This window comes from Streptomyces sp. 4F14 (assembly GCF_048159485.1).
GTDB lineage: Bacteria > Actinomycetota > Actinomycetes > Streptomycetales > Streptomycetaceae > Streptomyces.
On record NZ_JBLRVY010000040.1, the window covers coordinates 51,390 to 76,523 of the forward strand.

23 protein-coding genes and 2 tRNA genes are annotated in these 25,134 nt (G+C 72.7%); 17 read left to right on the forward strand and 8 right to left on the reverse strand.

Annotated features, from left to right (window positions below):
• The first annotated feature begins 66 nt into the window (after window positions 1–66).
• The 4 genes from ACLZOT_RS44405 (at window position 67) to ACLZOT_RS44420 (ending at window position 3,148) form a co-directional block, all read left to right on the forward strand.
• Complete coding sequence (locus ACLZOT_RS44405) at window positions 67–840, forward strand: class E sortase (RefSeq protein ID WP_416974941.1); 774 nt, start codon at window positions 67–69, stop codon at window positions 838–840.
• 158 nt (window positions 841–998) lie between these two features.
• Window positions 999–1,313: a DUF6412 domain-containing protein gene (locus tag ACLZOT_RS44410; protein WP_416974942.1), complete on the forward strand. Its 315-nt coding sequence runs from the start codon at window positions 999–1,001 to the stop codon at window positions 1,311–1,313.
• A gap of 134 nt (window positions 1,314–1,447) precedes the next feature.
• Window positions 1,448–2,155, forward strand: coding sequence for a YidC/Oxa1 family membrane protein insertase (locus tag ACLZOT_RS44415; protein ID WP_416974943.1), 708 nt, complete (start codon window positions 1,448–1,450; stop codon window positions 2,153–2,155).
• Window positions 2,156–2,290: 135 nt separating this feature from the next.
• Window positions 2,291–3,148, forward strand: coding sequence for a fumarylacetoacetate hydrolase family protein (locus tag ACLZOT_RS44420; protein WP_416974944.1), 858 nt, complete (start codon window positions 2,291–2,293; stop codon window positions 3,146–3,148).
• A gap of 4 nt (window positions 3,149–3,152) precedes the next feature.
• Here ACLZOT_RS44420 and ACLZOT_RS44425 read toward each other — a convergent pair whose 3' ends face one another.
• The gene (locus ACLZOT_RS44425) at window positions 3,153–3,644 is read right to left on the reverse strand and encodes a heme-degrading domain-containing protein (protein WP_416974945.1); all 492 of its coding nucleotides are present in this window, start codon (window positions 3,642–3,644) and stop codon (window positions 3,153–3,155) included.
• The gene (locus ACLZOT_RS44430) at window positions 3,644–4,723 is read right to left on the reverse strand and encodes a Gfo/Idh/MocA family oxidoreductase (protein ID WP_416974946.1); all 1,080 of its coding nucleotides are present in this window, start codon (window positions 4,721–4,723) and stop codon (window positions 3,644–3,646) included. Before ACLZOT_RS44430 ends, ACLZOT_RS44425 begins: the two co-directional genes overlap by 1 nt.
• Before the next feature lie 56 nt (window positions 4,724–4,779).
• On the opposite strand from ACLZOT_RS44430, the gene ACLZOT_RS44435 reads away from it, so the two are divergent.
• The 5 genes from ACLZOT_RS44435 to ACLZOT_RS44455 all read left to right on the forward strand — a co-directional run bounded on the left by ACLZOT_RS44435 (window position 4,780) and on the right by ACLZOT_RS44455 (window position 9,422).
• Window positions 4,780–5,847: an ROK family transcriptional regulator gene (locus ACLZOT_RS44435; RefSeq protein ID WP_416974947.1), complete on the forward strand. Its 1,068-nt coding sequence runs from the start codon at window positions 4,780–4,782 to the stop codon at window positions 5,845–5,847.
• A 217-nt stretch (window positions 5,848–6,064) separates the two neighbouring features.
• On the forward strand, window positions 6,065–6,898 hold the full coding sequence (locus tag ACLZOT_RS44440; RefSeq protein WP_416974948.1) for a hypothetical protein: 834 nt from the start codon (window positions 6,065–6,067) through the stop codon (window positions 6,896–6,898).
• Between the two features lie 230 nt (window positions 6,899–7,128).
• Window positions 7,129–7,908 (forward strand): HAD-IIA family hydrolase, encoded by a 780-nt coding sequence (locus tag ACLZOT_RS44445; RefSeq protein WP_416974949.1) that lies wholly within the window; start codon window positions 7,129–7,131, stop codon window positions 7,906–7,908.
• Window positions 7,909–8,003: 95 nt separating this feature from the next.
• Window positions 8,004–8,762 carry a hypothetical protein gene (locus ACLZOT_RS44450; protein ID WP_416974950.1) on the forward strand — a complete coding sequence of 253 codons (759 nt, stop codon included), beginning with the start codon at window positions 8,004–8,006 and terminating at the stop codon, window positions 8,760–8,762.
• 3 nt (window positions 8,763–8,765) lie between these two features.
• Entirely contained in the window at window positions 8,766–9,422 is a 657-nt protein-coding gene (locus tag ACLZOT_RS44455; RefSeq protein WP_416974951.1) for a class F sortase, read from the forward strand.
• 304 nt (window positions 9,423–9,726) lie between these two features.
• Here ACLZOT_RS44455 and ACLZOT_RS44460 read toward each other — a convergent pair whose 3' ends face one another.
• On the reverse strand, window positions 9,727–10,527 hold the full coding sequence (locus ACLZOT_RS44460; RefSeq protein ID WP_416974952.1) for a GAF and ANTAR domain-containing protein: 801 nt from the start codon (window positions 10,525–10,527) through the stop codon (window positions 9,727–9,729).
• Window positions 10,528–10,644: 117 nt separating this feature from the next.
• Window positions 10,645–10,718 (reverse strand) — tRNA-Lys (locus ACLZOT_RS44465).
• Between the two features lie 185 nt (window positions 10,719–10,903).
• Between ACLZOT_RS44465 and ACLZOT_RS44470 the strand changes: the two genes are divergently transcribed.
• The 4 genes from ACLZOT_RS44470 to ACLZOT_RS44485 all read left to right on the forward strand — a co-directional run bounded on the left by ACLZOT_RS44470 (window position 10,904) and on the right by ACLZOT_RS44485 (window position 15,813).
• Entirely contained in the window at window positions 10,904–12,187 is a 1,284-nt protein-coding gene (locus tag ACLZOT_RS44470) for a peptidoglycan-binding protein (protein ID WP_416974953.1), read from the forward strand.
• A gap of 72 nt (window positions 12,188–12,259) precedes the next feature.
• Complete coding sequence (locus ACLZOT_RS44475; protein WP_416974954.1) at window positions 12,260–13,438, forward strand: SPFH domain-containing protein; 1,179 nt, start codon at window positions 12,260–12,262, stop codon at window positions 13,436–13,438.
• 166 nt (window positions 13,439–13,604) lie between these two features.
• Window positions 13,605–14,123: a DUF3592 domain-containing protein gene (locus ACLZOT_RS44480; RefSeq protein ID WP_416974955.1), complete on the forward strand. Its 519-nt coding sequence runs from the start codon at window positions 13,605–13,607 to the stop codon at window positions 14,121–14,123.
• Window positions 14,124–14,163: 40 nt separating this feature from the next.
• Window positions 14,164–15,813 (forward strand): AMP-binding protein, encoded by a 1,650-nt coding sequence (locus ACLZOT_RS44485; RefSeq protein ID WP_416974956.1) that lies wholly within the window; start codon window positions 14,164–14,166, stop codon window positions 15,811–15,813.
• Here ACLZOT_RS44485 and ACLZOT_RS44490 read toward each other — a convergent pair.
• The 3 genes from ACLZOT_RS44490 to ACLZOT_RS44500 all read right to left on the reverse strand — a co-directional run bounded on the left by ACLZOT_RS44490 (window position 15,779) and on the right by ACLZOT_RS44500 (window position 17,902).
• Window positions 15,779–15,852, reverse strand: a tRNA-Lys gene (locus ACLZOT_RS44490). The two genes, ACLZOT_RS44485 and ACLZOT_RS44490, sit on opposite strands and share 35 nt — an antisense overlap.
• A 79-nt stretch (window positions 15,853–15,931) precedes the next feature.
• The gene (locus ACLZOT_RS44495) at window positions 15,932–16,690 is read right to left on the reverse strand and encodes an IclR family transcriptional regulator (RefSeq protein ID WP_416974957.1); all 759 of its coding nucleotides are present in this window, start codon (window positions 16,688–16,690) and stop codon (window positions 15,932–15,934) included.
• 264 nt (window positions 16,691–16,954) lie between these two features.
• Window positions 16,955–17,902 carry a D-2-hydroxyacid dehydrogenase gene (locus ACLZOT_RS44500; protein WP_416974958.1) on the reverse strand — a complete coding sequence of 316 codons (948 nt, stop codon included), beginning with the start codon at window positions 17,900–17,902 and terminating at the stop codon, window positions 16,955–16,957.
• 258 nt (window positions 17,903–18,160) lie between these two features.
• Here ACLZOT_RS44500 and ACLZOT_RS44505 point away from each other — a divergent pair, with 258 nt between their 5' ends.
• The 3 genes from ACLZOT_RS44505 (at window position 18,161) to ACLZOT_RS44515 (ending at window position 20,351) form a co-directional block, all read left to right on the forward strand.
• Window positions 18,161–18,814 (forward strand): decarboxylase, encoded by a 654-nt coding sequence (locus ACLZOT_RS44505; RefSeq protein ID WP_416974959.1) that lies wholly within the window; start codon window positions 18,161–18,163, stop codon window positions 18,812–18,814.
• A 135-nt stretch (window positions 18,815–18,949) separates the two neighbouring features.
• Window positions 18,950–19,153 carry a hypothetical protein gene (locus ACLZOT_RS44510; protein ID WP_416974960.1) on the forward strand — a complete coding sequence of 68 codons (204 nt, stop codon included), beginning with the start codon at window positions 18,950–18,952 and terminating at the stop codon, window positions 19,151–19,153.
• Between the two features lie 115 nt (window positions 19,154–19,268).
• Window positions 19,269–20,351, forward strand: coding sequence for an LLM class flavin-dependent oxidoreductase (locus tag ACLZOT_RS44515; protein ID WP_416974961.1), 1,083 nt, complete (start codon window positions 19,269–19,271; stop codon window positions 20,349–20,351).
• Window positions 20,352–21,645: 1,294 nt separating this feature from the next.
• Here the strand turns inward: ACLZOT_RS44515 and ACLZOT_RS44520 are convergent.
• Window positions 21,646–23,520: a putative bifunctional diguanylate cyclase/phosphodiesterase gene (locus tag ACLZOT_RS44520; protein WP_416974962.1), complete on the reverse strand. Its 1,875-nt coding sequence runs from the start codon at window positions 23,518–23,520 to the stop codon at window positions 21,646–21,648.
• A 330-nt stretch (window positions 23,521–23,850) separates the two neighbouring features.
• On the opposite strand from ACLZOT_RS44520, the gene ACLZOT_RS44525 reads away from it, so the two are divergent.
• Complete coding sequence (locus ACLZOT_RS44525) at window positions 23,851–25,125, forward strand: M6 family metalloprotease domain-containing protein (RefSeq protein WP_416974963.1); 1,275 nt, start codon at window positions 23,851–23,853, stop codon at window positions 25,123–25,125.
• Window positions 25,126–25,134 lie beyond the last annotated feature (9 nt).

The following is a 25,134-nucleotide window of genomic DNA, read 5'->3' on the forward strand; positions in this document are numbered from 1 at the left end:
CCGGGAACGGGAACCCCCGCGACGGGAACCCCGGGAACGAGCCCGACGTGGCGGAGGTGGTCCCGCGTGCCGAACCCCGTCGTCCAACACCACTCCCTGCACCGAGCCCTGCGCCGCCGCGCCCGACGCCGCCGGTTCCTGTGGACCGGCGCCGAACTCCTCGTCACCGCCGGGGTGCTGGTGCTGCTGCTCGTCGTCCACCAGCTCTGGTGGACCAACCAGGCGGCCAGACAGGGCGCCGAACGCGAGGTCCAGGCGCTGGAGCGGCAGTGGGAGAACGCGGGGCAGCCGTCCCGAGGCGGCTCCCCCGAGGAGGACCCCTCCGTCGACCCCGGCCCCACCGACGGGAACCCGGGCCGGTCGTCCGGAGGTACTACCCCCCGAGACTCCCAGGCGTACGCCGTCCTCGTCCTGCCTCGGCTCGGCGTCCGCGTCCCCGTGGCCGAGGGTATCGGCAAACGGGGCGTCCTCGACAAGGGGTACGCCGGCCACTACCCCGGCACCCAGCAGCCCGGCCGCCAGGGCAACTTCGCCCTCGCCGCCCACCGCAACACCCACGGCGAGCCCTTCCGCCACCTCGACCGGCTCCGGCGGGGAGACACCCTCCGGGTGGAGACCGCGTCCACCGTCCACACGTACGTCGTCGACCGGATCCTTCCGCAGACCTCGGCCCGTGACTCCGGAGTACTACGGGTCGTACCCCGCTCGATCGTTCACCCCGGGTACGGGTACGACATACCTGGGGCGTACATCACGCTGACCACGTGCACCCCGGCGTACACGTCCCGCTACCGGCTGGTGGTGTGGGGGAAGCTGGTGTCGAGCGAGCGCCGGGGCTGAGCGGGGCGCGGGCCGGGCCGGTGTCTCGGGGCCGGCGGAGATCGTGGGCCGTCCCGGGGCCGGCGGAAAAGATCGCCGGGAGCGGGAACCACCGGCCGGGCCCGTTCGTCTTCAGGGCACAGGCAGCGACCGGACCGAGCGGAAGAGGGGGGAGCGGCATGAGGGAACGTCTCCAAGACCGCTTCCCGGTACGGGCGTTCGGCGCCCTCCTCGTACTCCTCGCCGGCACTCTCCTCCTCGACACCGCCCCCTTCTTCACCGCCCTCGCCGTGGCCGCCGCGATCGGCTCGGCGTTCGCCCTCGTCCGCCTCCTCGCCGCCCGCTGCGCGCCCCCCGTCCCGGGCACGCGCATCCGTACGGCGATCCGGGACCGGGCCCGCCGTACGGCCTTCCTCCCCCAGCGTGACCCCGACGCCTCGGGCCGCTCCCGGCCCCGAGCGCCCGGACTCGCCCTCCGGACGACCACCGCGTAGGGCACCCCCAGGTCACGACCGGGCCGCGTAAGGACACCCCGGCCTCTCCGGTGGGACACGCCTGCCCGCGTGAGTCGTCATGCCGCACCACCCCCACCCCGGCACGACGAGACCCCCCGGAGGGCTCACCCACCATGTCCGTCCTCGCGTCCCTGGTCGAGCGGTTCGCCGCGCTGCTCGAACCCCTCTTCCACGCCTCCGCCGCAGCCGCCGCGATCATCCTGCTGACCGCGCTGGTACGCCTCCTGGTCCACCCCCTGTCCCGCGCGTCGGCGCGCGGCCAGAAGGCGCGGCAGGCACTGCAACCGAAGATCGCCGAACTGAACAAGAAGCACGGCAAGAACCCGGAGCGACTCCAGAAGGCGGTCCTGGAGCTGCACGCGAAGGAACAGGTGTCCCCGCTCGCGGGATGCCTGCCGAGCCTGCTCCAACTCCCCGTGTTCTTCGCCCTGTTCTCCCTCTTCTCCCGCCCGACGATCGGCGGCGAGGCCAACAGCCTGCTCGAACACGAGCTGCTGGCCGCCCCGTTGGGGAAGCGGTGGACCGACGCGCTGGGCGACGGCGGCCTGTTCGGCCCCGCGGGCCTCGTCTACCTGGGCCTGTTCGCCCTCGTCGCGGTCGTCGCCTGGTTCGGGTACCGGCAGAGCCGCCGCACCATGAACACGAGCATGCCGGCCGGCGCGGGCGGCGAGGTGCCGGGGCTCGGCGCGGTCACCCGGGTGATGCCGTTCATGTCGTTCTTCACGCTGGTCAGCGTCGCCGTCGTACCGCTGGCCGCCGCGCTGTACCTCGTGACGAGCGCGGCGTGGGGGACGGCGGAGCGGGCGCTGCTCTACCGGTGACGCACCCTGCGAGAGTCAGGTCCAGTACGTGAACGGGGTATTGCGGACTGAACGGATAGGTCGGAGGATCGAGCAGACATCGGATGGCTGGGGTCACCGGAGACGTACCACCAGCGAGTGAGAGGTACTACGACGATGAAGCTGCTGCGCGTCGGCACGGCGGGGGCGGAACGCCCCGCGGCGCTGGATACCGCTGGAGTACTACGGGACCTCTCCGGACTCGTGGACGACATCGACGGCACCCTCCTCGCGGACGCGGCGGCCCTGGCGAGGGTCAGGGACGCCGTCGCCGGCGGTGAACTGCCCGTGATCGACGCCGGCACGACGCGCGTGGGAGCGCCGGTCGCCCGGATCGGGAAGATCGTGTGCATCGGCCTCAACTACCACGACCACGCCCGCGAGACCGGCGCCGAGCCGCCCGCGGAACCGGTGATCTTCTTCAAGGCCGCCGACACCGTCGTAGGGCCTTATGACACGGTTCTCGTGCCGCGCGGTTCCGTGAAGACGGACTGGGAAGTCGAATTGGCGGTCGTCATCGGCCGTACCGCCCGCTATCTGGAATCCGCCGAGGAAGGGCTCGCACATGTCGGCGGTTACGCGGTGGCGCACGACGTCTCGGAGCGGGAATTCCAGATCGAGCGGGGCGGCACCTGGGACAAGGGGAAGAACTGCGAGACGTTCAACCCGCTCGGGCCGTGGCTGGTGACCGCCGACGAGATTCCCGACCCGCAGAATCTCGCCCTGAAACTCTGGGTCGGCGGCGAGCTGAAGCAGAACGGGACCACCGCCGAACAGATATTCCCGGTGGGCGAGGTCGTGCGGTATGTCAGCCAGTTCATGACGCTCTACCCCGGCGACGTCATCAATACGGGTACGCCCGCCGGGGTCGCGCTGGGCAGGCCCGAGCCCAAGCCCTATCTCCGGGCCGGTGACGTGGTGGAACTGGAGATCGAGGGGCTCGGGCGGCAACGGCAGGAATTCAAGGACGCCTGAGCGGTCAGCCCTTCTGGAGGAATTCCTCCAGCGCTTCGACCACGAACCTGTGATCTTCGAGCTGGGGAAGTCCCGACACCGTCACGGACCCGATCACGCCCACTCCCTCGACGGTGATCGGGAACGATCCGCCGTGCGCCGCGTATTCATCGGGGTCGAGGCGGGACGATTCCTCGAATGTCGTTCCCTTCGCCCTGAATTCCGCTCCCACCAGATAGGAGGCGGAACCGTACCGTTCCACGACCCGGCGTTTCCGGGCGATCCAGGCGTCGTTGTCGGGGGACGAGCCGGGCAGGGCGGCATGGAACAGCTGCTGTCCGGAGCGGTGGATGTCGATCGCCACCGGAGCCTCGCGCTCACGGGCCAGTCCGACCAGCAGAGAACCCAGCGTCCAGGCGTCGTCGTACGTGAATTGCCGGAACACCAGACGCCGTTCCTGGGCTTTCAGCTCATCGAGCGTGGGCGTGATTTCCGGGGCGGGCTTGTTGTTCACCATCACAGGGTCACCGTCGATCCTTCTCGTGCCGAACGGCGGGCCGCCTCCAGGACGTCGAGGGCGGCGGCCGCCTCGGTGGCGGGCACCGGGTTCGGGCCGCCCCCGATCAGCGCCTCGCTCACCGCAGCGTAGTAGGCGGGGTAGTCCCCAGGTAGGGTCCGCACGGCCCGGCCGCCCCCGATCACCGGCGATTCCCCGGCGCCGACCCGCCCCCACAGTTCCTCGGGCTCCACGCCCCATCCGGACCCCGGCCGAGCGCCCTCGCGCAGCGCCGCCTCCTGCGGGTCGAGCCCGTACTTCACGAATCCCGCCTTCGACCCCAGCACCCGGAAACGCGGCCCGAGTTGAGCGGTTGTCGCGGACGCGTAGAGGTGGGTGCGGACACCGCTCACGTGCGTCAGGGCGATGAACGTGTCGTCGTCGGTCTCGGCGCCGGGCCGGCGGACGTCCGCCTCCGCGTACACGGAGGCCACCGGACCGAACAGCACCAGCGCCTGGTCCACGAGGTGACTGCCCAGGTCGTACAGCAGACCTCCGATCTCTGCGGGGTCGCCGGACTCGCGCCAGCCGCCCTTCGGCAGCGGACGCCAGCGCTCGAAGCGCGACTCGAACCGCCACACGTCACCGAGTTCGCCGTCGGCCAGCAGTTTTTGCAGGGTCAGGAAGTCGTTGTCCCAGCGGCGGTTCTGGAAGACGGACAGCAGCAGCCCGCGTTCCTCGGCGAGCGTCGCGAGCGCGCGGGCCTCCTCCGCCGTCCCCGCGATCGGCTTGTCGACGACGACCGGGAGCCCCGCGTCGAGCGCGGCGGTCGCCAGCGGGACATGCGTCCTGTTCGGGGAGGCGATCACCACGAGGTCCAACTCGCCCGCCCGCGCGAGGAGTTCGTCCGGCGTCGGCACGACCGCGACACCGGGGTGTTCGGCGCGCGCCTGCGCCTGGCGGTCCGGGTTCGCGGTGACGACCGTGTCGAGGGTCAGGCCCTTCGTCGTGCCGATCAACGGGGCGTGGAAGACGGAGCCCGCGAGGCCGTAGCCGACCAGGCCCACGCGGAGGGGGTTCGCAGCAGCGCCAGTACTCATGGCGTCCACTTTGGCAACGCTGTTGCCAAAGTGCAAGCGCGGGCGAGAATGGAGGCGTGAACAGGACGAACGACCCGGGGCGCACGACGGGCACCAACCTCCTCGCCGTACGCGGGCACAACACCGCGCTCGTGCTCGACCTGCTGCGCACGGCCGGCGCCGACGGGATCAGCCGCCTCGAACTCGCCGAGCGGACCGGCCTCACCCCGCAGGCCGTCAGCAAGATCACCGCACGGCTGCGGGAGGAGGGGTACGCGGCGGAGGCCGGCCACCGAGCCTCCACCGGCGGCAAGCCCCGCACCGTCCTGCGGCTCGTCCCCGGGGTCGGCCATGCCGTGGGGGTACACCTCGACCGGGACGAGCTGCGCGCGGTCCTCGTCCGGCTGGACGGCCGGGTCGTCGCGGAGAGGTGTACCCCGCTGGATCTGGGGGCGGGTACCTCCGAGGTCGTAGACGGTCTAGTACGTGAGGTGCGGGGACTGCTCGCGGAGGGGGTCGTAGGACTCCTGGGGGCGGGGGTAGCCCTTCCGGGGCCGCTGGACCATACGTACGGGGTACTCGGCCGCGTCACCGGCTTCCCCGACTGGGACGGCTTCCCCCTGCGCGACGTGCTCGCCCGCGCCCTCGACGTCCCCGTCGTCGTCGACAAGGACACCAACGCCGCTGCCCTCGGCCTCGCCGTCGCCGGAGAGGGCGGCTCCTTCGCCTACCTCCACCTCGGCACCGGCCTCGGCGCGGGCCTGGTCATCGGCGGGACGGTCCACCGGGGGGCACGGACGGGCGCCGGGGAGTTCGGCCACCAGGTGATCCTCCTCGACGGCCCCCGCTGTCCCTGCGGGAAGTCCGGCTGCGTCGAGGTGCTGTGCCTCGCGGCCCTCGACCGGGGAGATCCGCGGGAGGCGGCCCGCGTCCTGGGGGTGGGCGCCGCGAACCTCGTCGGGCTGCTCGACATCGACCGGGTCCTGCTCGGCGGACGCAGGGTCGAGCAGACGCCGGAGGTGTTCGTCCGGGGGGTCTCCGCGGAGGTGGGGGAGGTGCCGGTGCGGGTCGCCGACGGCGGGGTCTGGGGGGTCGCGGTGGGGGCGGCTCAGCTGTGGTTGGGGGCGGTGTTCGGGAGAGGGTAGTACTTGCGGGGTACGGGGGTACGGGGGTGCGCGGGTACGGGGGTACGGAGTGACGGCGGTGGGGATGCCGGGGCCACAAGGAGCCGTAGCTCCAGGGGTGTACCCGGTTAGTACCTGCGGCGCCGCCCATGTGTACGTCATATGAGCTGAACGGGCGGACTCCGCAGCCCCGCCGGAGCGGCGAGGCCCTGCACCCGGCGTGCTCCGGCAGGCTCACATGACCATGCGACCCTGCCTGTCCCTCGCCCGCCGCCTCGCCGGGGCAGTCCTCGGCCCCGCCCTGCTGTGCGCCCCCTCCGCGGCCCTCGTCCCGGCCGCCCTCGTCGTGGGCGTCGGCGCCCCGCCCGCGCACGCCGCCGAGCTGCCCGCCTGCGCCGCCCCCGACGCCCGGGAATTCCCACTCACCGCCCGGCTGCGGGGTGGACCTGAGAGTTACGCCTCCGGGGGCGGGTACGGGGTCTGGTACCTGGACCTCGTGAACGGCACCGGGCGGGACTGCGCCGGGGTGCACCCCGTGGTCGTCCTGGTCGACGGGCGGCGGGAGTTGACGGCGGACCAGGTCCGGCTGGAGTACTACGACGGTCCGCGCCCCCGCACGGTGCGGTTCGAGGAGACCGACGCGGACGAACTGGTCGGGCCGTTCGGGGAGGGCGACACGGACGCGGGGGAGCAGGGCGAACCGGGTACCGGGGACGCTGGTTTCGCCGGGTTCTCCGTCCCCGCGCACCGCACCCTCACCGTGAAGCTCCGCCTCTCCCTCACCTCCGACGCCGTCGCGAACGACGTCACCGCCCACGCGGCCGTCGTCCAGCGCCAAGGTGGCGACGGGGAGTGGGTGGGCCGGTCCAACGCCTACCGGTTCACCGTCGAGGGGCCGGCCCACGCCTCCGCCACCTCCGGTCCGGGGGAGACGGAGGGCCGCGGCGAGGAGGCCCGGGAACTCGCCGGAACGGGGTCGGGGGCGGCGGGCACGGGGATGGCGGCGGTCGCCGGGTGCCTCGTCGTGGTGGGGGCGGGACTGGTCGTCGTACGCCGGAGGTACTACCAGTAGGGGAGCGGGCCCAGTGCGTCGTACCGTGCGACCGTCCCTCTCCGGTACTACGGCTCACCCCTCCCGCCCAGGTACCCCCTACCTCCGGGCCCGCTACCCGACCCGCTCGGCAACCCACCGGTCATCCCCGGGAAATCCACCCATTCCCTCAAGATCCGACCTGTGCTTAGGGTGGGCCCCACGACGTACTCACGGTGCGATCGTGTACGGCACGGCAGGAGACCCCGCACATGGCAGACCGCAAGCCCATCGAGTCGTGGCTCACCGACATGGACGGTGTGCTCATTCACGAGGGTGTCCCGATCCCGGGGGCCGACGCGTTCCTGAAGAAGCTGCGGGAGTCGGGCAAGCCGTTCCTGGTGCTGACGAACAACTCGATCTACACGCCCCGTGACCTGCACGCCCGGCTGAGCCGGATGGGTCTGGACGTGCCGGTCGACAACATCTGGACCTCGGCGCTCGCGACCGCGAAGTTCCTGGACGACCAGCGTCCGGGAGGCACGGCGTACGTGATCGGCGAGGCCGGGCTCACGACCGCGCTGCACGACATCGGGTACGTGCTGACCGACCACGAGCCGGACTACGTCGTCCTCGGCGAGACCCGGACGTATTCCTTCGAGGCGATGACGAAGGCGGTCCGGCTGATCAACGACGGCGCCCGTTTCATCTGCACCAACCCGGATGAGACCGGTCCCTCCACAGAGGGACCCCTCCCCGCGACCGGCGCCGTGGCGGCGCTGATCACGAAGGCGACCGGCAAGCAGCCGTACTTCGCGGGCAAGCCGAACCCGCTGATGATGCGGACCGGGCTGAACGCGATCGGCGCGCACTCCGAGAGCAGCGCGATGATCGGTGACCGGATGGACACGGACGTCCTGGCCGGCATCGAGGCGGGCATGCAGACGTACCTCGTCCTCACGGGGCTGACCCGGCCCGAGCAGGTGGAGAACTTCCCGTACCGCCCCTCGAAGATCGTCGACTCGATCGCCGACCTCGTCGAGCGGATCTGACCCGGAGGGCCCCACTCGTACGGAGTAGCTCACCCCTACTGAGGGTGCACGCGACGGCCCCGTGAGAGAGCCTCCAGATATCTGGAGGTTTCACGATGGGTTCACCCCGCACCACACTCTGTACCGGCGTCCTGGCCGCCGCCCTCGGCGCAGTCGTCACCCTGGTGATACCAGCGGCGTACGCGGCGGACGAGGGCCGGGGCGTCTCGGTGGTCCCGTCGACCCCCCTGGCCGGCGGCGAGGTCGCGCTCAAGGTCAGCGGCTGCGCGGGCAAGACGGCGAAGGCGGTGTCCGGCGCCTTCGTCTCCGACGCCCGCCTGATCGGCACCGGCGGCACCCTCGTCGGCGAGACGAAGATCCGCTCGACGACCCGGCCCGGCGCCTACGACGTGACGATCACCTGCGCGGATGCCGAGATCAAGGGCAGGATCACGGTCGCCGGCCCCGGCGCGACCCCGTACGCCACCCCGGTCGCCCCGGTCCACGCGGGCGGCGGCGGAGCGGCGGCCCTGCTCGCGGACCGGGCGCGGCGGCAGGCGGAGACCCGGCCCGACGACCGGATTCCGGCCGACCCACGGACCCCGGCCGACCTCCAGACCCTGGCCCAGCCCCGCGCCGCCGCGCCCAACACCGCGCACACCGTCACCGGCCTCACCCTCACGGCCCTCGCCGCCCTCGCGGTCCTGGCCCTCCGCGGCGTCCTGCGCAGACGCGGAGCCACGGCGGCCACAGCAGCCACGGCGGCCAACACGTCCGGTGTCACCCCCACGCCCGCCCTCACCGCGTCCGGCGTCACCCCCACTCCGTCCGGCGTAGTACCCCCACCCCCCGACGCCACCCCCGGAAAGCCCTGACCGGTGTCCGACCACCCCCACTCCACCCGCCTCCTCACCGGCATCGCCTGGGCCCTCCTCCTGCTCGGCCTCTGGCTGTGGGGCCGCGAGGTCACCGAGGTCCGCGGCGGTATATCCGCCCCCACAACAGGCGACATAGCGGCGGTCGGCCGCCCCCCGGACCGGCAACTCCCGCCCGCCGCCCGCCCGTTGACAGCGGCCCTCCCGCAGCGCATCGACATCCCCGAACTCGGCGTCCAGGCCCCGGTGGTGGCCCGCGGCCTCGACGCGCACGGTGCGATCGACGCGCCGCCCTACGACCAGGTCGGCGTCGTCGGCTGGTACGCGGCCGGCGTCACGCCCGGCGCGCGGGGCACCGCACTGCTGGTGGGGCACGTCGACACGGAGACCCGCCCGGCCGTCTTCTACAAACTCAGCACGGTGCAGCCGGGCGAGACGGTCCGGGTGGTGCGCGGTGACGGAAAGGTCGCCGAGTTCACGGTGGACGACGTCGAGGTCGTCCGGCGCGACCGCTTCGACGCCCAACAGGCGTACGGCACACGGGAGTCGGGCCGCGCGGAGCTGAGGCTGATCACCTGCGGGGGCACCTTCGACCGGGTCAGCCGCAGCTACACGGCGAACGTGATCGTCTCCGCGTACCTCACGGGCACGGGACCCTGAACTCCCGTACGCGGCCGGGGAGAACACCTGTCCCGGCCGGCGGCCCGCTCCCCCGAAACCGCCGACCGGGCAGGTCCTCGACCGCGCGCGCACGGGCTGCGGGAGAAACCCGGCGACCGGCGCGGGAGGCTCGTGGAAACCTCGGTGGGTTGTGTGCCGGCCGGGGGCTGGGGCCGTCTGAGAAGAGTAACGGAGCGGCACCGCAAGGCTGTAGAGCTGAATGACCGAGGCGTCCGAGAGAGACTGTAGAACGGGTCGGGGTCCGTGGCCTAGGTTCTTTTGACGCCAAGTCCCGGTGCTGTGACTAACCGTCATTCCCGCAGGTGTCGCGCCAGGTGCGCGACGGCCCACGGGGCGGCCGGGGTGTGCCGTGAGCGTCCAACTCGGCGTCGCTCAGGGTCTGTTCGACGACCGAACGGGCCACCGCGTCCAGCGGCAGCCGGTTGCGGCGGGCGTATCCGCGCAGGACGTCGAACGCCTCGTCCACGCCCGTCCGGCGGCGTTCGGCCAGGATCCCCTTCGCCTGCTCGATGCGCACCCGGCTGGTCAGCGCGTGCTGCAACTGCCCGGAGAGCGTACGGAACCCGTCGTGCGCGCGATGGTTGTGCAGGCCGAGCGCGGTGGCGTCGGCGAACGCCTGGGCCGTCCCGACCGGAGCCGAACTCCCGTCGGGAGACTGGTGGTTGGCATCGAAGACGTTGAGCGCGCCGAGGAGGGAGGCGCCGCGCCGTAACGGCACCGCGAAGGTCGTACCGATCCCGTGCCGCAGTGCGCAGGACGTGAACTCCGGCCAGCGGGCGGTGACTTCGGGGCCGTGCAGGGAGACGGGCGGTACCGGCCGGCCGGTGCGGTGGCTCTCCGGGCAGGGCCCGCCGCCCTGCTGGGCCTCCAGCAGGACGGGCGCGAGCCGGTCGCTGCCGCCGAGCGCGAGGGTCTCGCCGCCGTCGCCGACCAGCATGATGCCGACGGCCCTGGCGGCGAGCAGCTCCGCGCACCGGCCGGAGACCAGCCGGAGGTGGGCGGCGACCTCGAAGCCGTCGGTGAGGGTGTCGGCGGCCTCCAGCAGCGCCGCCGCCAACCGGCCTTCCCAGGTGGTGTGTTGCATGCCCGCGCTCCCCTTCCGGCCACCCCCCTGGCGCGGCACCTACCCCGGCGGGAGGGGCCGTAACAGCCCGGGAACGCGAAAAAGCCCCCCGATCGCTCGGGAGGCTCCTCCGGTCTGTGCGCCGCCAGGGACTCGAACCCCGGACCCGCTGATTAAGAGTCAGCTGCTCTAACCAACTGAGCTAGCGGCGCCTGCTGACGTCGTAACTCTACAGGACGACCGGGGGTGATCCCGACCGCCCGAACGCCCGGTCGAACGCCGGAGTACTACCCGGTTACATCATTCGGACCGTCAACATGCGAGCCCGGGCGACAGTTGAGAAGCTGGCGAATGTGCACGGAAGTGGATATGTCCGGCGGAGTGTGAGGGGCGTCTCATGGAGACTCCGGTATTCGAGGAGATCGATCCCGCGAACGACTGCGGCTGCACCGGCTGCGTACGGCGCAGACCGATCGGTCCCGGCCGCCCGGCGCTCGCCGTCACCCCCCGCGCGGTGATCGTCGTGGCCACCGCGTCGGCCGCCACAGCGGCCCTCGGCGCCGCGCACGCACCCCCCGCCCAGGCCGCGCCCCAGAGCCCCGCCCGCACCGTTCGCGCAGGTGGCGAGCCCGAGACCCCCCAGGGCGGCGCGGCCCCGCTGCACGGACCGCCCGGCCGCCCGGCGGCCCCGCTGAAGACCCCGGCCACCACCCGCGCCGACATCATCAAGCGGGCGAAGAAGTGGGTCACCGCGAAAGTGCCGTACAGCATGACCGCGTACTGGTCGGACGGCTACCGGCAGGACTGTTCCGGGTTCGTCTCGATGGCCTGGAACCTCCCCGGCAACGAATGGACGGGCACCCTCGACCGGTACGGCGTCCGCATCGCCAAGGAGGACCTCCAGCCCGGCGACATCCTCCTCTTCCACAACCCGGTCGACCCCCAGAAGGGGTCCCACGTGGTGATCTTCGGCGGCTGGACGGACTACACCCACAGCTACTACATCGCCTACGAGCAGACCCGCCCCGGCACCCGCCGCCAGGCCACCCCCTACGCCTACTGGACCCACTCCGACCGGTACCTCGCCTACCGATACTCAGGAGTGACGGGTACCACGGGTACGGGAGGCGCCGAGACCGACGCGACCACCACCCCCTTCCCGGGGCGCGCGTACTTCGGCCCCGGCGCGAACAACGCCCACGTCACGGCGCTCGGCCAGATGCTCGTCGAGCGCGGGGCGAAACGTTTCTATACGACGGGTCCGGGCCCCCGCTGGTCCGACGCCGACCGGCGTGCCACCCAGGCGTTCCAGCAGGCCCAGGGGTGGCGGGGCACCGACGCGGACGGCATCCCCGGCCCCGACACCTGGGCGCTGCTGATCGCCGGCAAGGGCCGCGACATCGTCACCGGCACCCCGGGCCCGCCCGCCCCCGCGGCGGCCGCGCCCGCCTATCCGGGCCGCGCCTTCTTCCGGCCGGGCGTGGAGAACCCGCACGTCACCCGGCTGGGCGAACAGCTCGTACGCAAGGGGTACGGGAGGTACTACGGCACCGGACCCACCCCCCGCTGGAGTGACGCCGACCGGCGTGCCGTCGAGGCGTTCCAGCGCGCCCAGGGCTGGCGGGGCGCCGCCGCCGACGGCTACCCCGGACCCGAGACCTGGAGGCGCCTCTTCTCCTGACCCTGGCGTGGGCGCGGACGACGCGCCAACCGGACGGACGTGACGCATCTGGCGCGGAGGCTGGAGGCAGACATGAGCAGGACGACCACTTCACCGACACCGGGCTCCGGAGGGTCGGCCGAGGAACGGCCGGACGGGACGCCCGAGGGGGCTCCCCGTCCCACCCGGCTGATCCAGAACGAGGCCACCACCGAGATCCCCGTACACCTCCTCTTCCGGGACGACCCCGGGCCTGGTCCTCAGGTAGCGGTGGACCAGGTACGGCCCGGCCGCACCCCGGGCGGCGGTCCCCGTAGTACCCAAGGACTACAACCCCCCACCCCCCGCTTCAGACGCCCCGGCCAGGGCACCCCCCGCCCGGCCGCCCAGGTCGACCCCGCCCTGGTGGAACGCCCGGCCCGCGTCCTGCCCGGGACCGTCGGTGTCCTCGCCGGTGCCTGCGGCGCCGCCGGCTGTGTCGCGACCTCCTGGTGGGCCGGCGTCCTTCCGCACCTCGCGGCCCAGGCACTCCACCTTCCGGTGTACGCGGGGACGGGACTCGGCCTCGCGCAGTGGGCCGCGTACGCCGGGGCCGGGGCGCTCGGCCTGTTCGGGTTCGGCGGACTCGCCCGGGGCCGGACCGGACGGGCGTGGGTGCTCGGGCTGTTCGGCCGGTACCGGGGGACCGTACGGCGTACGGGGCTGATGTGGGTGAACCCCCTGCTGCTGCGCCGCCGGGTCGACGTACGGCTGCGGCACTGGCGCAGCGAGCCGATGCCGGCCGCCGACGGCAGCGGGGTCGCGCTGCGGGCCGTCGTCCTCGTGGTGTGGCGGGTGCGCGACACCGCGCGGGCCACGCTCGGGGTCGAGGACCACGAGACCTACCTGCGCGAATGCGTCGAGGCGGCGCTCGCGAGGGTGCCGGTGGAGATGCCGGGCGCGGGGCGCGGGCCGGTCGAGACCGCCGGGGACGCGCTGACCCGGCTGGTCGTGGCGGACGCCGGGGCCATCGGCCTTGAGGTGTACTCCGTTCAGCCGGTCCGCGTCGAGTACGCCCCCGAGGTCGCCGCCGCCATGCACCGCCGCCGGATCGCCGCGCTCGACGCGCAGCACCGGGCCTCGGTCCTCACGTCGGTCGTCGACTCGGTGGAGGACACGGTCACCCGGCTCACCATGCGCGGCCTGGTCGAACTGGACGACTACGAGCGCAAGGCGCTGGTGAAGGACCTCACCGTGGCGTTCTGCGCGGGGCGGGGGGAGACCGGAGGGTGACTACTTCTGGGGGAGCCCTGGAGGCGGCTCCGGAGAGGTAGCTCTGCGGTACAGCCGGAACTCTGAGCTTCCCCTGAGGCGCCACGTCGTACCTCAGGGGTACGTTCCCGGCACGTGCACCGACCAGCACGCCCGTGCACCGACCAGCACACCCGGGGGAACCGCCATGGACGTCATCTTCTACCTCGTCCCGTCGCTCATGCTCGCCGGCGCCCTCGCCATGGCCGCCGTCGTGATCCACCGCTCCCGGCGCCTCGCCGCCGCCTGGAACAGTGGCCTCACCGCCGAGGCCCGCTGCCTGCGCACGTACACCACGACCAGCGGTTCGGCCGGCGAGCACCACCACACCCGTACGACCCTGCACCACGTCTACGAGTTCACGACCCGCGACGGCCGCCCCGTCCGTTTCGAGGAGGAGAACGGCCCGGGGACCGTCATCGAGGGCGACTTCGTCACCGTCCACTACGTCCCCGAGCACCCGGAGCGGGCGACCGCGCGGCCGCCCATGCGGGGCCGGCTCATGGCGGAGTCCGGCGTCCTGCTCGTCTTCCTCGGGGTGTTCGCGGCGTTCTGCGTCGCCTTCATGATCGGCGTGCACACCTTCTTCGACCTGGCCGACGGAGTCTTCGGCAGCGGCACGGACGACCTCCCCGCCGACTTCCCGACCGACTTCCCCACGCCGTGACCATCCTCATCTGACGGTGCGTCAACTACCGTGCTCCGCCATGGAGTCCACGGAGCACGCCACCACGGCCGCCGAACTCGTCGCCCGGGGCTGGGCCGACCACCGCCCGGCCCTGTGGTGGCGGGACACCGTCCTCACCCACCACGACCTCGCCCGCGAAGCCTCCACCCGCGCGGCCCTGCTCACCGCCCTCCTCCCGCCGGACGCGCCCCCGCACATCGGCGTACTCCTCGACAACACACCGGAGTTCGTCCACTGGCTCTCGGCCGCAGCCCTCGCGCGGGCCGCCGTCGCCGGCATCAACCCCACCCACCGCGGCCCCGATCTCGCCCGCGACATCCTCCACACCGACTGCGCCCTCCTGATCACGGAACCGGCCCAACTCCCGCTCCTGCGCGGCCTGGACCTCCCGGGCGTCCGCATCCTGACCGCCGGGACGGACGAATACGCCGCTCTCCTGGGGCAGTTCGCGGCGACCGCCCTCCATCGAAGCGCCGCCGAGCCCACCGACCGCTTCCTCCTCTACTTCACCTCGGGCTCGACCGGCGCCCCCAAGGCGGCGATCTGCACCCAAGGGCGCCTCACCGCGGCCGGCCGCCGCCTCGCCGAGCAGTTCGCCGTCGAGGAGGACGACGTCCACTACCTGTGCATGCCGATGTTCCACGGCAACGCCGTCATCGCCGGCTGGGCCCCCGCCCTCGCCGCCCACGCGGGCCTCGCCCTGCGCGCCCGCTTCTCCGCCTCCGGCTTCCTCGACGACGTACGCCGTTACCGGGCCACGTACTTCACCTACGTCGGCCGGGCCATCCAGTACGTCCTGGCCACGCCGCCCCGCCCCGGCGAGGACCGCGACCACCGGCTGCGGCTCGGCTTCGGCACCGAGGCGGGCGCCGTCGACGCGGCGGCGTTCCAACGGCGGTTCGGGACACGGCTGTTGGAGGGGTACGGCTCCAGCGAGGGCGGGGCGGCGATCCAGTGGGCGCCCGGGACGCCGACCGGGGCGATCGGTCCCGCGGTGCCCGGGCTCGTCGTACGGGACCCGGAGACGCACGCCGAATGCCCGCCCGCCGTCTTCGGGTTGGCCGGGGAACTCCTCAACGGCACCGAGGCGATAGGGGAGTTGGTCAACCACGGCCCCAACCCCTTCGAGGGGTACTGGCGCAACCCCGCCGCCGAGGCCGAGCGCCGGCGGGGCGGGGCGTACTGGACGGGCGACCTCTTCTACCGCGACGCGAGCGGCTACCTCTATTTCGCCGGCCGCGGCGACGACCGGATCCGGGTGGACGGGGAGAACCTGGCGGCGGCGCTGATCGAGGCGATCCTCGCGCGGTACGACGGTGCCGACGCCGTCGCCGTGTACGCGGTGCCCGATCCGGTGACCGGGGACCAGGTCATGGCGGCGCTCGCCGGGAGGTTCGAGCCGGAGTCGTTCGCGGCGTTCCTGCGCGCCCAGCCCGATCTGGGGACGAAGATGGCGCCCCGGTTCGTGCGGGTCCTGGAGCGGATGCCGGTGACGGCGACGAACAAGATCCAGCGGGCGCGGCTGCGGAGGGAGGGAGTGGGGTGCGGGGATCCGGTGTGGGAGCGGTCAGGCGGCGAATTCAGGTTGCTGGCAACAGAGAAGCCCTCCACCGCAGTGGAGGGCTTTCCGAACGTGCGCCGCCAGGGACTCGAACCCCGGACCCGCTGATTAAGAGTCAGCTGCTCTAACCAACTGAGCTAGCGGCGCGACTCTCGCCGGGTTTGTCCTGCTTTTCCCGGCGACAGAGAAAATACTACCTGGTCCGGAGGGGTGCTCCCGACCACCCTCAGATCGCCAGTGACAGCAGCAGCGGCGCCGCGTGCCGGTGCAGCCGGTCCGCCGCCTGCCTCAGCCGGTGCGCGTCCGCGACCGGCAGGGAGAGCGCGAGGCACCCCACGGAGGATCCGTCGGTGATCGGGACGGCCGCACAGACCGTGCCCACCGCGTACTCCTGGAGGTCTAGTACCGGACTACTCGGGGGCTGGGCCTCCAGCCGGGACAGCAGCAGCTTGTCGCTGGTGATCGTGCGCGAGGTGAGGCGGGCCATCTTGTGGCGGGAGAGGTGGTCCCGGCGCCCGTCGCGGTCGAGCTGCCCCAGCAGGCTCTTGCCGATCGCGGTCGCGTGCGCGGAGTACCGGAAGTCCACCCACTCGTGCACCACGGGAGTGGTAGGTCCGTCGGCGTACTGGTCGACCTTTATCTCACCGTCGACGTACCGGCTGATGTAGACCGCCGCGCCGACCGAGTCCCGCAGCCGGTCCAGGGTCTGCTGGAGCTTCTCGCGCAGGGCGCTCTCCCGGTCCTGCGCGGAACCGAGGCGGGTGAGGACGGCGCCCGTCACATACGCACCGTCGGTGGTCCTTTCGACGTACCCCTCGCGGCGGAGCATCCGCAGCAGCGGGGTCAGTCTGCGGCCGCCGAGGCCGGTGCGGCGGGCCAGCGCGGTGTCGGTGACGCCGTCGGAGTGCCTGGCGATGGTCTCCAGGACCCAGAGCGCCTCCCGCGCGGAGTGGTACGGCGTGGTCGGCTCGTGCTTCAGCGCCACGGTTTTCCCCCTGCGGTCGCTTTCAGGCCGTGATCCGGGTAGCGGATCTCCTCCACGATAGCCGCCAACCGCCGGATACGGAGGGGGTGTTGACGAGAACGTGGGGTAATCGTAGGGCCTCTCACGTGCGGCAACGTTCGGATGGCATATGCCTTTGACATGAACCGGAGCCTGGACCTGCATGCTTGGCGTGGACACGCCCACCCGTTGACCGGCCGCGCCGCACCCGCCGGGCGGAAATATCTACGGCATCGGCGGCGGGTGTCAGTGGCCGGGGACGTATCCGCGGGCCTTGTCCACCACGTTCACCAGCCGTCTCCCCGCCTCCCAACGCTCCCACAGCTCCACGAACTGCGCGGCCAGCCGGTCGTGCTGCCCCACGAAGGCACCGCTCGCCCGCGGCGTCACGAGCAGATCCGGCACATCCCACAGCGGGCTCCCCGGGCCGAGCGGCTCCCGCGCGAACACGTCCAGCGCCGCACCCGCGATCCACCGCCGGCGCAGCGCCTCGGCCAGCGCCGCCTCGTCCACCAGCTCGCCCCGGGCCACGTTCACGAACCGCGCCGACGGCAGCATCACCCCGAACCGGCGCGCGTCGAACATGCCGTACGTCGCCTCCGTCAGCGGCGCCGCCGCGACGACCCACTCGGCCCGCGCCAGCAGCCGGTCCAGGTCACCGGGACCATGGATGCCGGTCCGCGCCACCCGCCCCACCAGCGCCACCCCCACCCCGACCGCCTTCAGCGCCCGCGCCACGGTACGGCCCACCGGACCCGCCCCCACCACTACCGCCCGGGTACCCCCTACCCGTAGTACTTCCCGGTGCCGCCACTCCCGCGCCCGCTGCGCCTCCCATGCCCCCGGCAGCCCCTTCGCCATCGCCAGCACCAGCGCCACGACGTACTCCGCGACCGCGTCCTCGAAGACCCCCCGCGCGTTCGTCACGACCGTGTCCGACGCGGTGAGCGCGGGGCCCAAAACCCGGTCCACGGGCACCCCGGCGACATGCACCCACCCCGGCCGCGCACCCGCTCCGGACCAGGCGTCCCGTACCAGGGAGGCAGCGGTGTCCCATACCAGCAGGACGTCCGCCTCCGGGAGGCGTGCGGCGAGGCCGTCCGCGCCGGTGTGCACGATCGTGGCCCGGCCCGTCAGACGGCCCAGCCGGGGGAGGGGGTCGGCGTCGAGGACCAGGAGGGTGGGGGCGGGCATGGCACCTCGTGACCTGGCTCGTGCCGGTGGGTGGGAACACGCTGGCACCGCCGCCGGGTGGCGTCAACAGGGCCGTACGGATGGCTGCGGGGGATGCGGTGCGGGGGTCGGCGCCGTACGGGGTACCCGGCGGAGGGAGGCAGCCGGAACGGGACGGGTGACCCGCAGGGGTCGTACTCGGGTACTACACGGGTAGTACCGGTGCCGGTGTGCCGCAGAGAAGCCGCGGAAGCCGCCGCCACGAGGAAGGACCCCGCCATGACCGCACTCGGACTGCTCGTCCCGGGCGAAGACGCCGAGGACGACTACCCGCGCCTCGAACAGCTCCTCGGCAGCGACGTCCGGATCGACCTGATCCGCGCCGACCCCGCCGGGGACCCGCCCGACCGGCTCGCCGCGCGCACCGGGGAACTGCGGCTCGCCGGGGCCGACTCCGTCGTGTGGGCGAGCACGACCGGGGCCGTGGCCGCCGGCTGGGAGGGGGCGAACGGGCAGGTCAGGGTGTTGGCGCGGACGGCGGGGCTGCCGGCGTCGTCCACCGCGTTCGGGTTCGTGCACGCGGCCCGCGAACTCGGGGTGACCCGGGTCGCCGTGGTCACCGCGCACGAGGACGCCGCCTTCACGGCGTTCCTGCGGGCGGGCGGGGTGAGCGTGATCTGTACGGCGCCGCTCGGCGAGGACCTGGCCGCGTCCGTGCACCCCGCCGCGCACGAGGACGCGCAGGCGCTGGTCCTGCCGGACACGTCCGCCCGCACGGTGTCCCGACTGGCCGCGTTGGAACGGCAGTTGGGCAAGCCCGTTCTCACGGCCCACCAGGTCACCGCCTGGGAGGCGCTGCGGCTGACGGACCGGCGCGTCAACGCGCCCGAGCTGGGCACCCTGTTCACACGGGAGCCGGTCGTGCAGGTCTGAGCGGGGGGCCGGTTCGCGGGCTGAGACGGTCATGGCCGTCGCGGCGGCGGTCATCGCGCTCGGCTCGCTGTGGGTCGGCCGCGACCGGGCGCGCGCCGTACGCGTTCGGTGCGGCCCATCCTGGAGATACGGCGCGTGCGCGACCGCGCGGCCGGCCGCACCGGATACCGGCTGATCGACGCCGGGCTCGGTCCCGCCGTCGTCACCGACCCGGCGGTGCGGAAACGGGCGTGCCGGCAGGGGGACGTCATACGTGCGGGCCACGAGGTCCACCTCGTGCTGTACGAGTCGGTGTACGGGGGTGAGGGGCTCGTCGCGTCCTCGGGCGGACGGGGCTGAGGTAGTACCCGGGTAGTACCTCAGGGGGAGTGGGAGGGCGGAACCGGGAATAAGCGGGGACAGTCTCCTGTTATCGCCGGGAAGGCAGCCGACGACGCGACGCAGGAGGCAAACGGTGGACGAGATCCGCGGCACGGTTCAGGGCGAGGCGCCCGTACCCCTCTCCGTACTGGACCTGGTGACCGTCGGCAGCGGGCGGACGGCGAGCGACGCGCTGCGCACCAGCGTGGAGCTGGCGAAGTACACCGAGCGGCGCGGGTTCCACCGGTACTGGGTCGCCGAGCACCACTCCATGCCGGGCGTCGCCTCGTCCTCGCCCGCCGTGATCCTCGCCCACCTCGCCGCCCACACCGAGCGCATCCGCCTCGGCTCCGGCGGCGTCATGCTCCCCAACCACGCGCCCCTCGTCATCGCCGAACAGTTCGGGACACTGGAGGCGCTCGCGCCCAACCGCGTCGACCTCGGGCTCGGGCGCGCGCCCGGCACGGACGGGGCCACCGCGGCGGCGCTGCGCCGCACCGACCGGCTCCACGAAGGCGCGGACGACTTCCCCGAGCAGCTCGCCGAGTTGACGCGCTTCCTCGACGACGACTTTCCCGACGGGCACCCCTACTCCCGGATCCACGCCATCCCCGGGCCCGTCCAGGGCAGCGCGCCCGGCGGCGTCCAGTCCCCCCACCGGCCGCCCGTCTGGCTCCTCGGGTCCTCCGGCTTCAGCGCCCGGCTCGCCGGGATCCTCGGCCTGCCCTTCGCGTTCGCGCACCACTTCTCCGCGCAGAACACCGTCCCCGCGCTCGACCTCTACCGCGAGTCCTTCAAACCCTCCGCGGTCCTCGACGCGCCCTACGCCCTCATCGGCGTCTCCGTCCTCGCCGCCGACGACGAGGCCGAGGCCCGGCGCCAACTCCTCGCCGCCGGCCTCAACATGGTCCGCCTCCGCACCGGCCGCCCCGGGCTCTTCCCCTCCCCCGAGGAGGCCGAGGCCCACCAACTCACCGACATGGAAGCCGACTTCATCAACTCCTGGAACGCCAACATCATCCACGGCCATGCCGAGGAGGTCCGCACCGGCCTCGACGACCTCCAGAAGCGCACGGGAGCGGACGAGTTGATGCTGACGAGCCATGCGCATCGGGGTGAACTGCGGGTGCGGTCGTACGAGTTGATCGCGGACGCGTACGGGTTGCCTACGGCGTGAAGGGGGCGGGCTCACCGGGGTCCGGGGGAGAGGCGTCGGCGGCGCCGGGCGGGGTGATCGCTCGGCGTCGCGTTGTCCGGGGGGAGTTGCGTTCGGAACTGCGTTGCCGGTGTGGGGGAGGGGCGGCGCTGCGTTGCGTGCCGCTGGGCGAGCCTCTGGCCGGGAGCCAGGAGCCGGTGAGTTGACGGCGTGGAGGGCGAGGGTGGAGTCGCGTTCGGCGTTGTGTTGCCGATGCCGGGCCGGTACGAGGCGTGAGGCGCCGCGCCGTGCGTAGCTGGACGAAGTGCCTGGCGAGGCAGGGTCGGTGTGGGGCGAGGCGTGCCGTCCCGGACGTCGCCGGTGAGGCTCTGGCGGCGAGGCGGGTTGCGTGCAGCGGCATCCCCCGAAGCCAGAGCTGCTCTCGCCGTACGGGAGTGGCGTGCCGCGCGTGAGACGGTGCCGTGCGCGTGAAGCCGTGCCCGGCGGTTCGCCAACGGAAAGGCCCCCGGCGCGAGTTGACGAGAGGTGTCCGCGGGAACCCGGTGCCGTACGAGGCGTACGTGGTCGGCGGCGCAGAGCGGGAGCCCTGGGTTCGCGGCACCGATCGCGGAGCGTGATGCGGCGAGGGCCCGGCAACCCCGCGATGAGCAACGTGAGTTGTGAGAGGCGGGCGGCGTGAGGCGGGGCGTACACGGATGGTTGGCCGAATAACTCCCGAAGTCCACCGACCGGCAGGGAACACCGACGCCCCACCCGTACACCGACGCCCCCTCGAACCCGCCCGCCCACATCGACCACGCCCACGCACAACTCCCGCTCAGGCAAGCCCCTTTCACCGACCGGCTCACGAGCCACCCGCCCCGACCCGCGGACACCAGCTCCACCCTCGACGCCCGCGCGGCGTCCCTTCCTTCCCTGTCAGCCCGGAACCGGCCCCCCTTGCCCGCCTCGACTACCCCTCCTCCCTGGCCGGCCGACACCGACCCTCACCTCAACTCCCGCGCCAACCAACCCTCTTCCCTGATCGGCCGACACCGCCCCCACCTCAACTCCCGCACCGACCAGCCCTCTTCCCGACCCGCCCGACACCAACCACTCAACCCCAGCCCCGCACGTCGACCCGCCCCCGCACCGACCCACCGACACCACCCCGAGCCCCCAACTCCCGCGCCGACCACCCCCTTTCACCAGACGGACGCCGATTCCTCACCCCCACGCCGGTCGGCCTTCCTCCCCGACCGCCCGACGCCGGCCACCCATCCCGCTCAACTCCCCGCACTGCCCCCTCTCGCTCGGCCGCCCCAACTCCCCACCCCTACGGCCGCACAGCCCTCCCCCGTACCTCCCCATTCGTCCCCGGCCCCTCCGCCCCACCCCCGTGCAGCTCCGCGATCCGTTCCGCCGACACCGGCCGGGAGTACAGCCACCCCTGCCCCGTATCGCACCCGATCCGCCTCAACCGCGCTGCCTGGGAAGCCGTTTCGACGCATTCGGCGGTGACCGTCAGCCCCAGCCGGTGGGCGAGGTCGATCATGGCCTCGACGACGACCTCGTCGGCGGGGTTGGGCGGCGCCCCGGAGCCGTCGTACTGGAAGCCGCGGACGAAGGAGCCGTCCAGCTTCAGCACGGACACCGGCAGACGGCTCAGGTAGGCGAGGTTGGAGTACCCCGTCCCGAAGTCGTCGATGGCGATGCGGACGCCCATGTCGCTGAGCGCCTGGAGGGCCTGGAGGGGACGCCCGGCGGACCCCATGACCGCGGACTCGGTCAGCTCCAACTGGAGGAGCCCCGGCGCGAGTTCGGTCTCCGCGAGGATCTCCGCGACGTCCGCGACGAGGTCGGAGTCCCACACCTGCCGGACGGCGACGTTGACGCTGACGAACAGGGGCGTCTCGTCGGGACGGTCGAGCTGCCAGCGCCGGGCCTGCCGGCAGGCGCTGGCGAGCACCCACCGCCCGAGCGGCACGATGGACCCGTCCTCCTCGGCGAGCCCGACGAACCGATTCGGCGGCAACAGGCCGAACCGCGGATGGTCCCAGCGCACCAACGCCTCGACGCCACGCAGCCGTCCGTCGGACATGCCGACCAACGGCTGGTACTCCAGCACGAATTCACCCCGCTCGATGGCGGGCCGGAGGGTGGAGGCGAGGGCTTGACGGGTCATCAGATGCGCGTTGCGCTCGGGATCGAACAGCGTCCACCGGGACTTCCCGTCGACCTTGGCCCAGTACAGCGTCGTATCGGCCGCCTGGACGAGGCCCGTTGCCGTCGTCCCCGCCGCGTGCCGCTCCACGACCCCGATGGACGCGGTGACGTTGAGCCGCTGCCCGTCCAGATCGAAGGGCGCCTGAAGGGACTTGAGGACGGCCTCGGCCAACTCCGCGAGCTGGTCGGTGCCCGTGGAGTCCGCGACGAGGAGCGCGAACTCGTCCCCGCCGAGCCGCGCGACGAGCGGAGCCGCCGCTCTGGCCCGACCCGCCTCCTCCGCGCAGGAGTTGAGCCGGTCGGCGACGGCGGCGAGCAGCCGGTCGCCGACCCGGTGCCCGAGTGTGTCGTTGACGGCCTTGAAGCCGTCGAGGTCGAGGTAGCACAGCCCGATCCGCCCGGTGCCGCCCCGTTCGTAGGCGTCGGGCTCCAGTGCGGCCGACAACCGCTCGAAGAACAGAGCCCTGTTGGGGAGCCGGGTCACCGGATCGTGCATCTGGAGATGGCGCAGCCGCGCCTGGAGTTCGCGCCGCGCGCTGATGTCGGCGACCGACAGCAGCACCCCGGGCGTGTCGCCGCCGAGGGGCGACACGGTGACCCGCGCCCACACGGCCCGCCCGTCGGGCTGCTTGAGCCGCCGGGCGCACCGGAGTTCGGCCTGCCGACCGCAGAGCACCTCGCGGTACGCGTGCCAGGTGCGCGCGTCGGACGCGAGGTCGAGGAGGTCGGCGGCGACCCGCCCGACCAGCCCGCCGGGGTCGGCCCCGAGGATCTCCCCGAGGGCCGCGTTGACGGAGACGATCAGCCCGTCGCGCCCCACGACGGCCATGGCCGAGGGGGACGCGGCGAAGACCGCCTGATAGGCGGACGGGCCGAGGGCGCCGTTCAGCCCTCGGGCACCATCCGATGCCAAAGTGTCACTCTCTGTAACGGCGGACCGGTCGAGGTCTGCCGCGGGCGTCGGCCCTTCGGACGTTCCGCTCACCGCTCGCTCCCGCAGTGCACTCGATCTCTGTCCGCGCAGGAAAGTGTCAGGAAAGTGTGCCGATCATAGAGGCTGGGCCCGGACCACCGCAGCCACTGCCAAGTGTCCATGACCTACCCACTCTTCTGACAGATCGTTTCTGCCCGCAGCGGGACCGGTTCTGCGGACCTGCGACCACATGTGACGTTCCGTGAGTGTTCCGGGGTGTCGAGGGTCCCTCGGTATGTCATACCGCTCACTCTTCCGGGGCAGGCAAACAGGGCGCGGTATGACAAATCCGTACAGGGTGGGTGGAGGTGTCCCCAGAACCGCCCGCCTCCGGAGGTCCTCGTGCCGCGTCCGCTCCCGCGCCCCCGACTGCGCAAATCGGCGGCCGTGTGCACCACGCTCTGCGCGCTCGCCGCGACCTCCCTCGCGGGCGCCCCCTCGGTGGCCGAACCCTTCTCCACCGCCCCCTGCGCCCTCACCCGCACCACCGCCCACCACTCCGAGGGCCTCGACACCTGGAACGCCGCCTATCCGCGCCCGGCCCGCTCCCTCGACGCGGTGATGGTCTTCCTGTCCTTCCCCGACAGCCGCCCGCTCACCACCCCCGCCGAACTCGCCGCCGACCACTTCCCGGCCACCTCCGACTTCTTCCGCCGCGCCTCCTACGGCCGCTTCGCGCTGCGCGCCCACCCCCTCAAGCGGTGGATCCGCATGCCGAAGCCGTCCACCGCGTACGCCATACAGCGCGACTGGAACGCCGAGCACCGCGCCGCCTACCTGCGCGACGCGCTCGCCGCCGCCGACCCGCGCACCGACTTCTCCCGGTACGACGTCGTCTACTTCGTCGCCGACCCCGACGCGCCCGGCGTCGACTCCGACGCGACGAAAGTAGTCAACCTCGACGTCCCTCTCAGGGCCGACGGCGTCGACATCCGGAGGGTCGTCACCGTCTTCGAGCAGCACCCCCCGGACCGGCTGGTCCTCGCGCACGAGACCGGGCACGTCTTCGACCTCCCCGACCTGTACCACCGGCCCGCCGACGGCAAGGGCGACTGGGACACCTACGTCGGCGACTGGGACCTGATGGGCAGCCAGTTCGGGCTGGCGCCGGACCTGTTCGGCTGGCACAAGTGGAAGCTGGGCTGGCTCCAGCCCCGCCAGGTGGTCTGCGTCCGGGACGTCGGGACGACCCGCCTCACCCTGGAACCGCTGGGCGCCGGCCCCGGCGTACCCATCACCCGCGCCTCCGGCTCCCCGGCCTTCGGGCTCGGCAACGGGACGAAGCTCGCGGTGGTGCGCACCGGCGCGGGCAGCGCGCTCGCCTTCGAGGCGCGCGGCCCCGTCGGCGACGACACGGCCGCCTGCCGCACCGGGGTGCTCGTCTACCGGGTGCGCAGTACGGCGGACTCCGGGCGCGGCCCCGTCGAGGTCGTCGACGCGCACCCGCGCAGCGAGGCGTGCTGGGAGCGCTCCGTGTACCCGCCGCTCGCCGACGCGCCGGTCGGGACGGGCGAGAGCTTCACCGTGCCGGCCCTGCCGGGGGAGCGGGCGGTACGACTTGAGGTGGAGGGTCGTACGGCTTCCGGGGCGTGGACGGTGCGGATCACGCCACGGTAGTCCCGCACT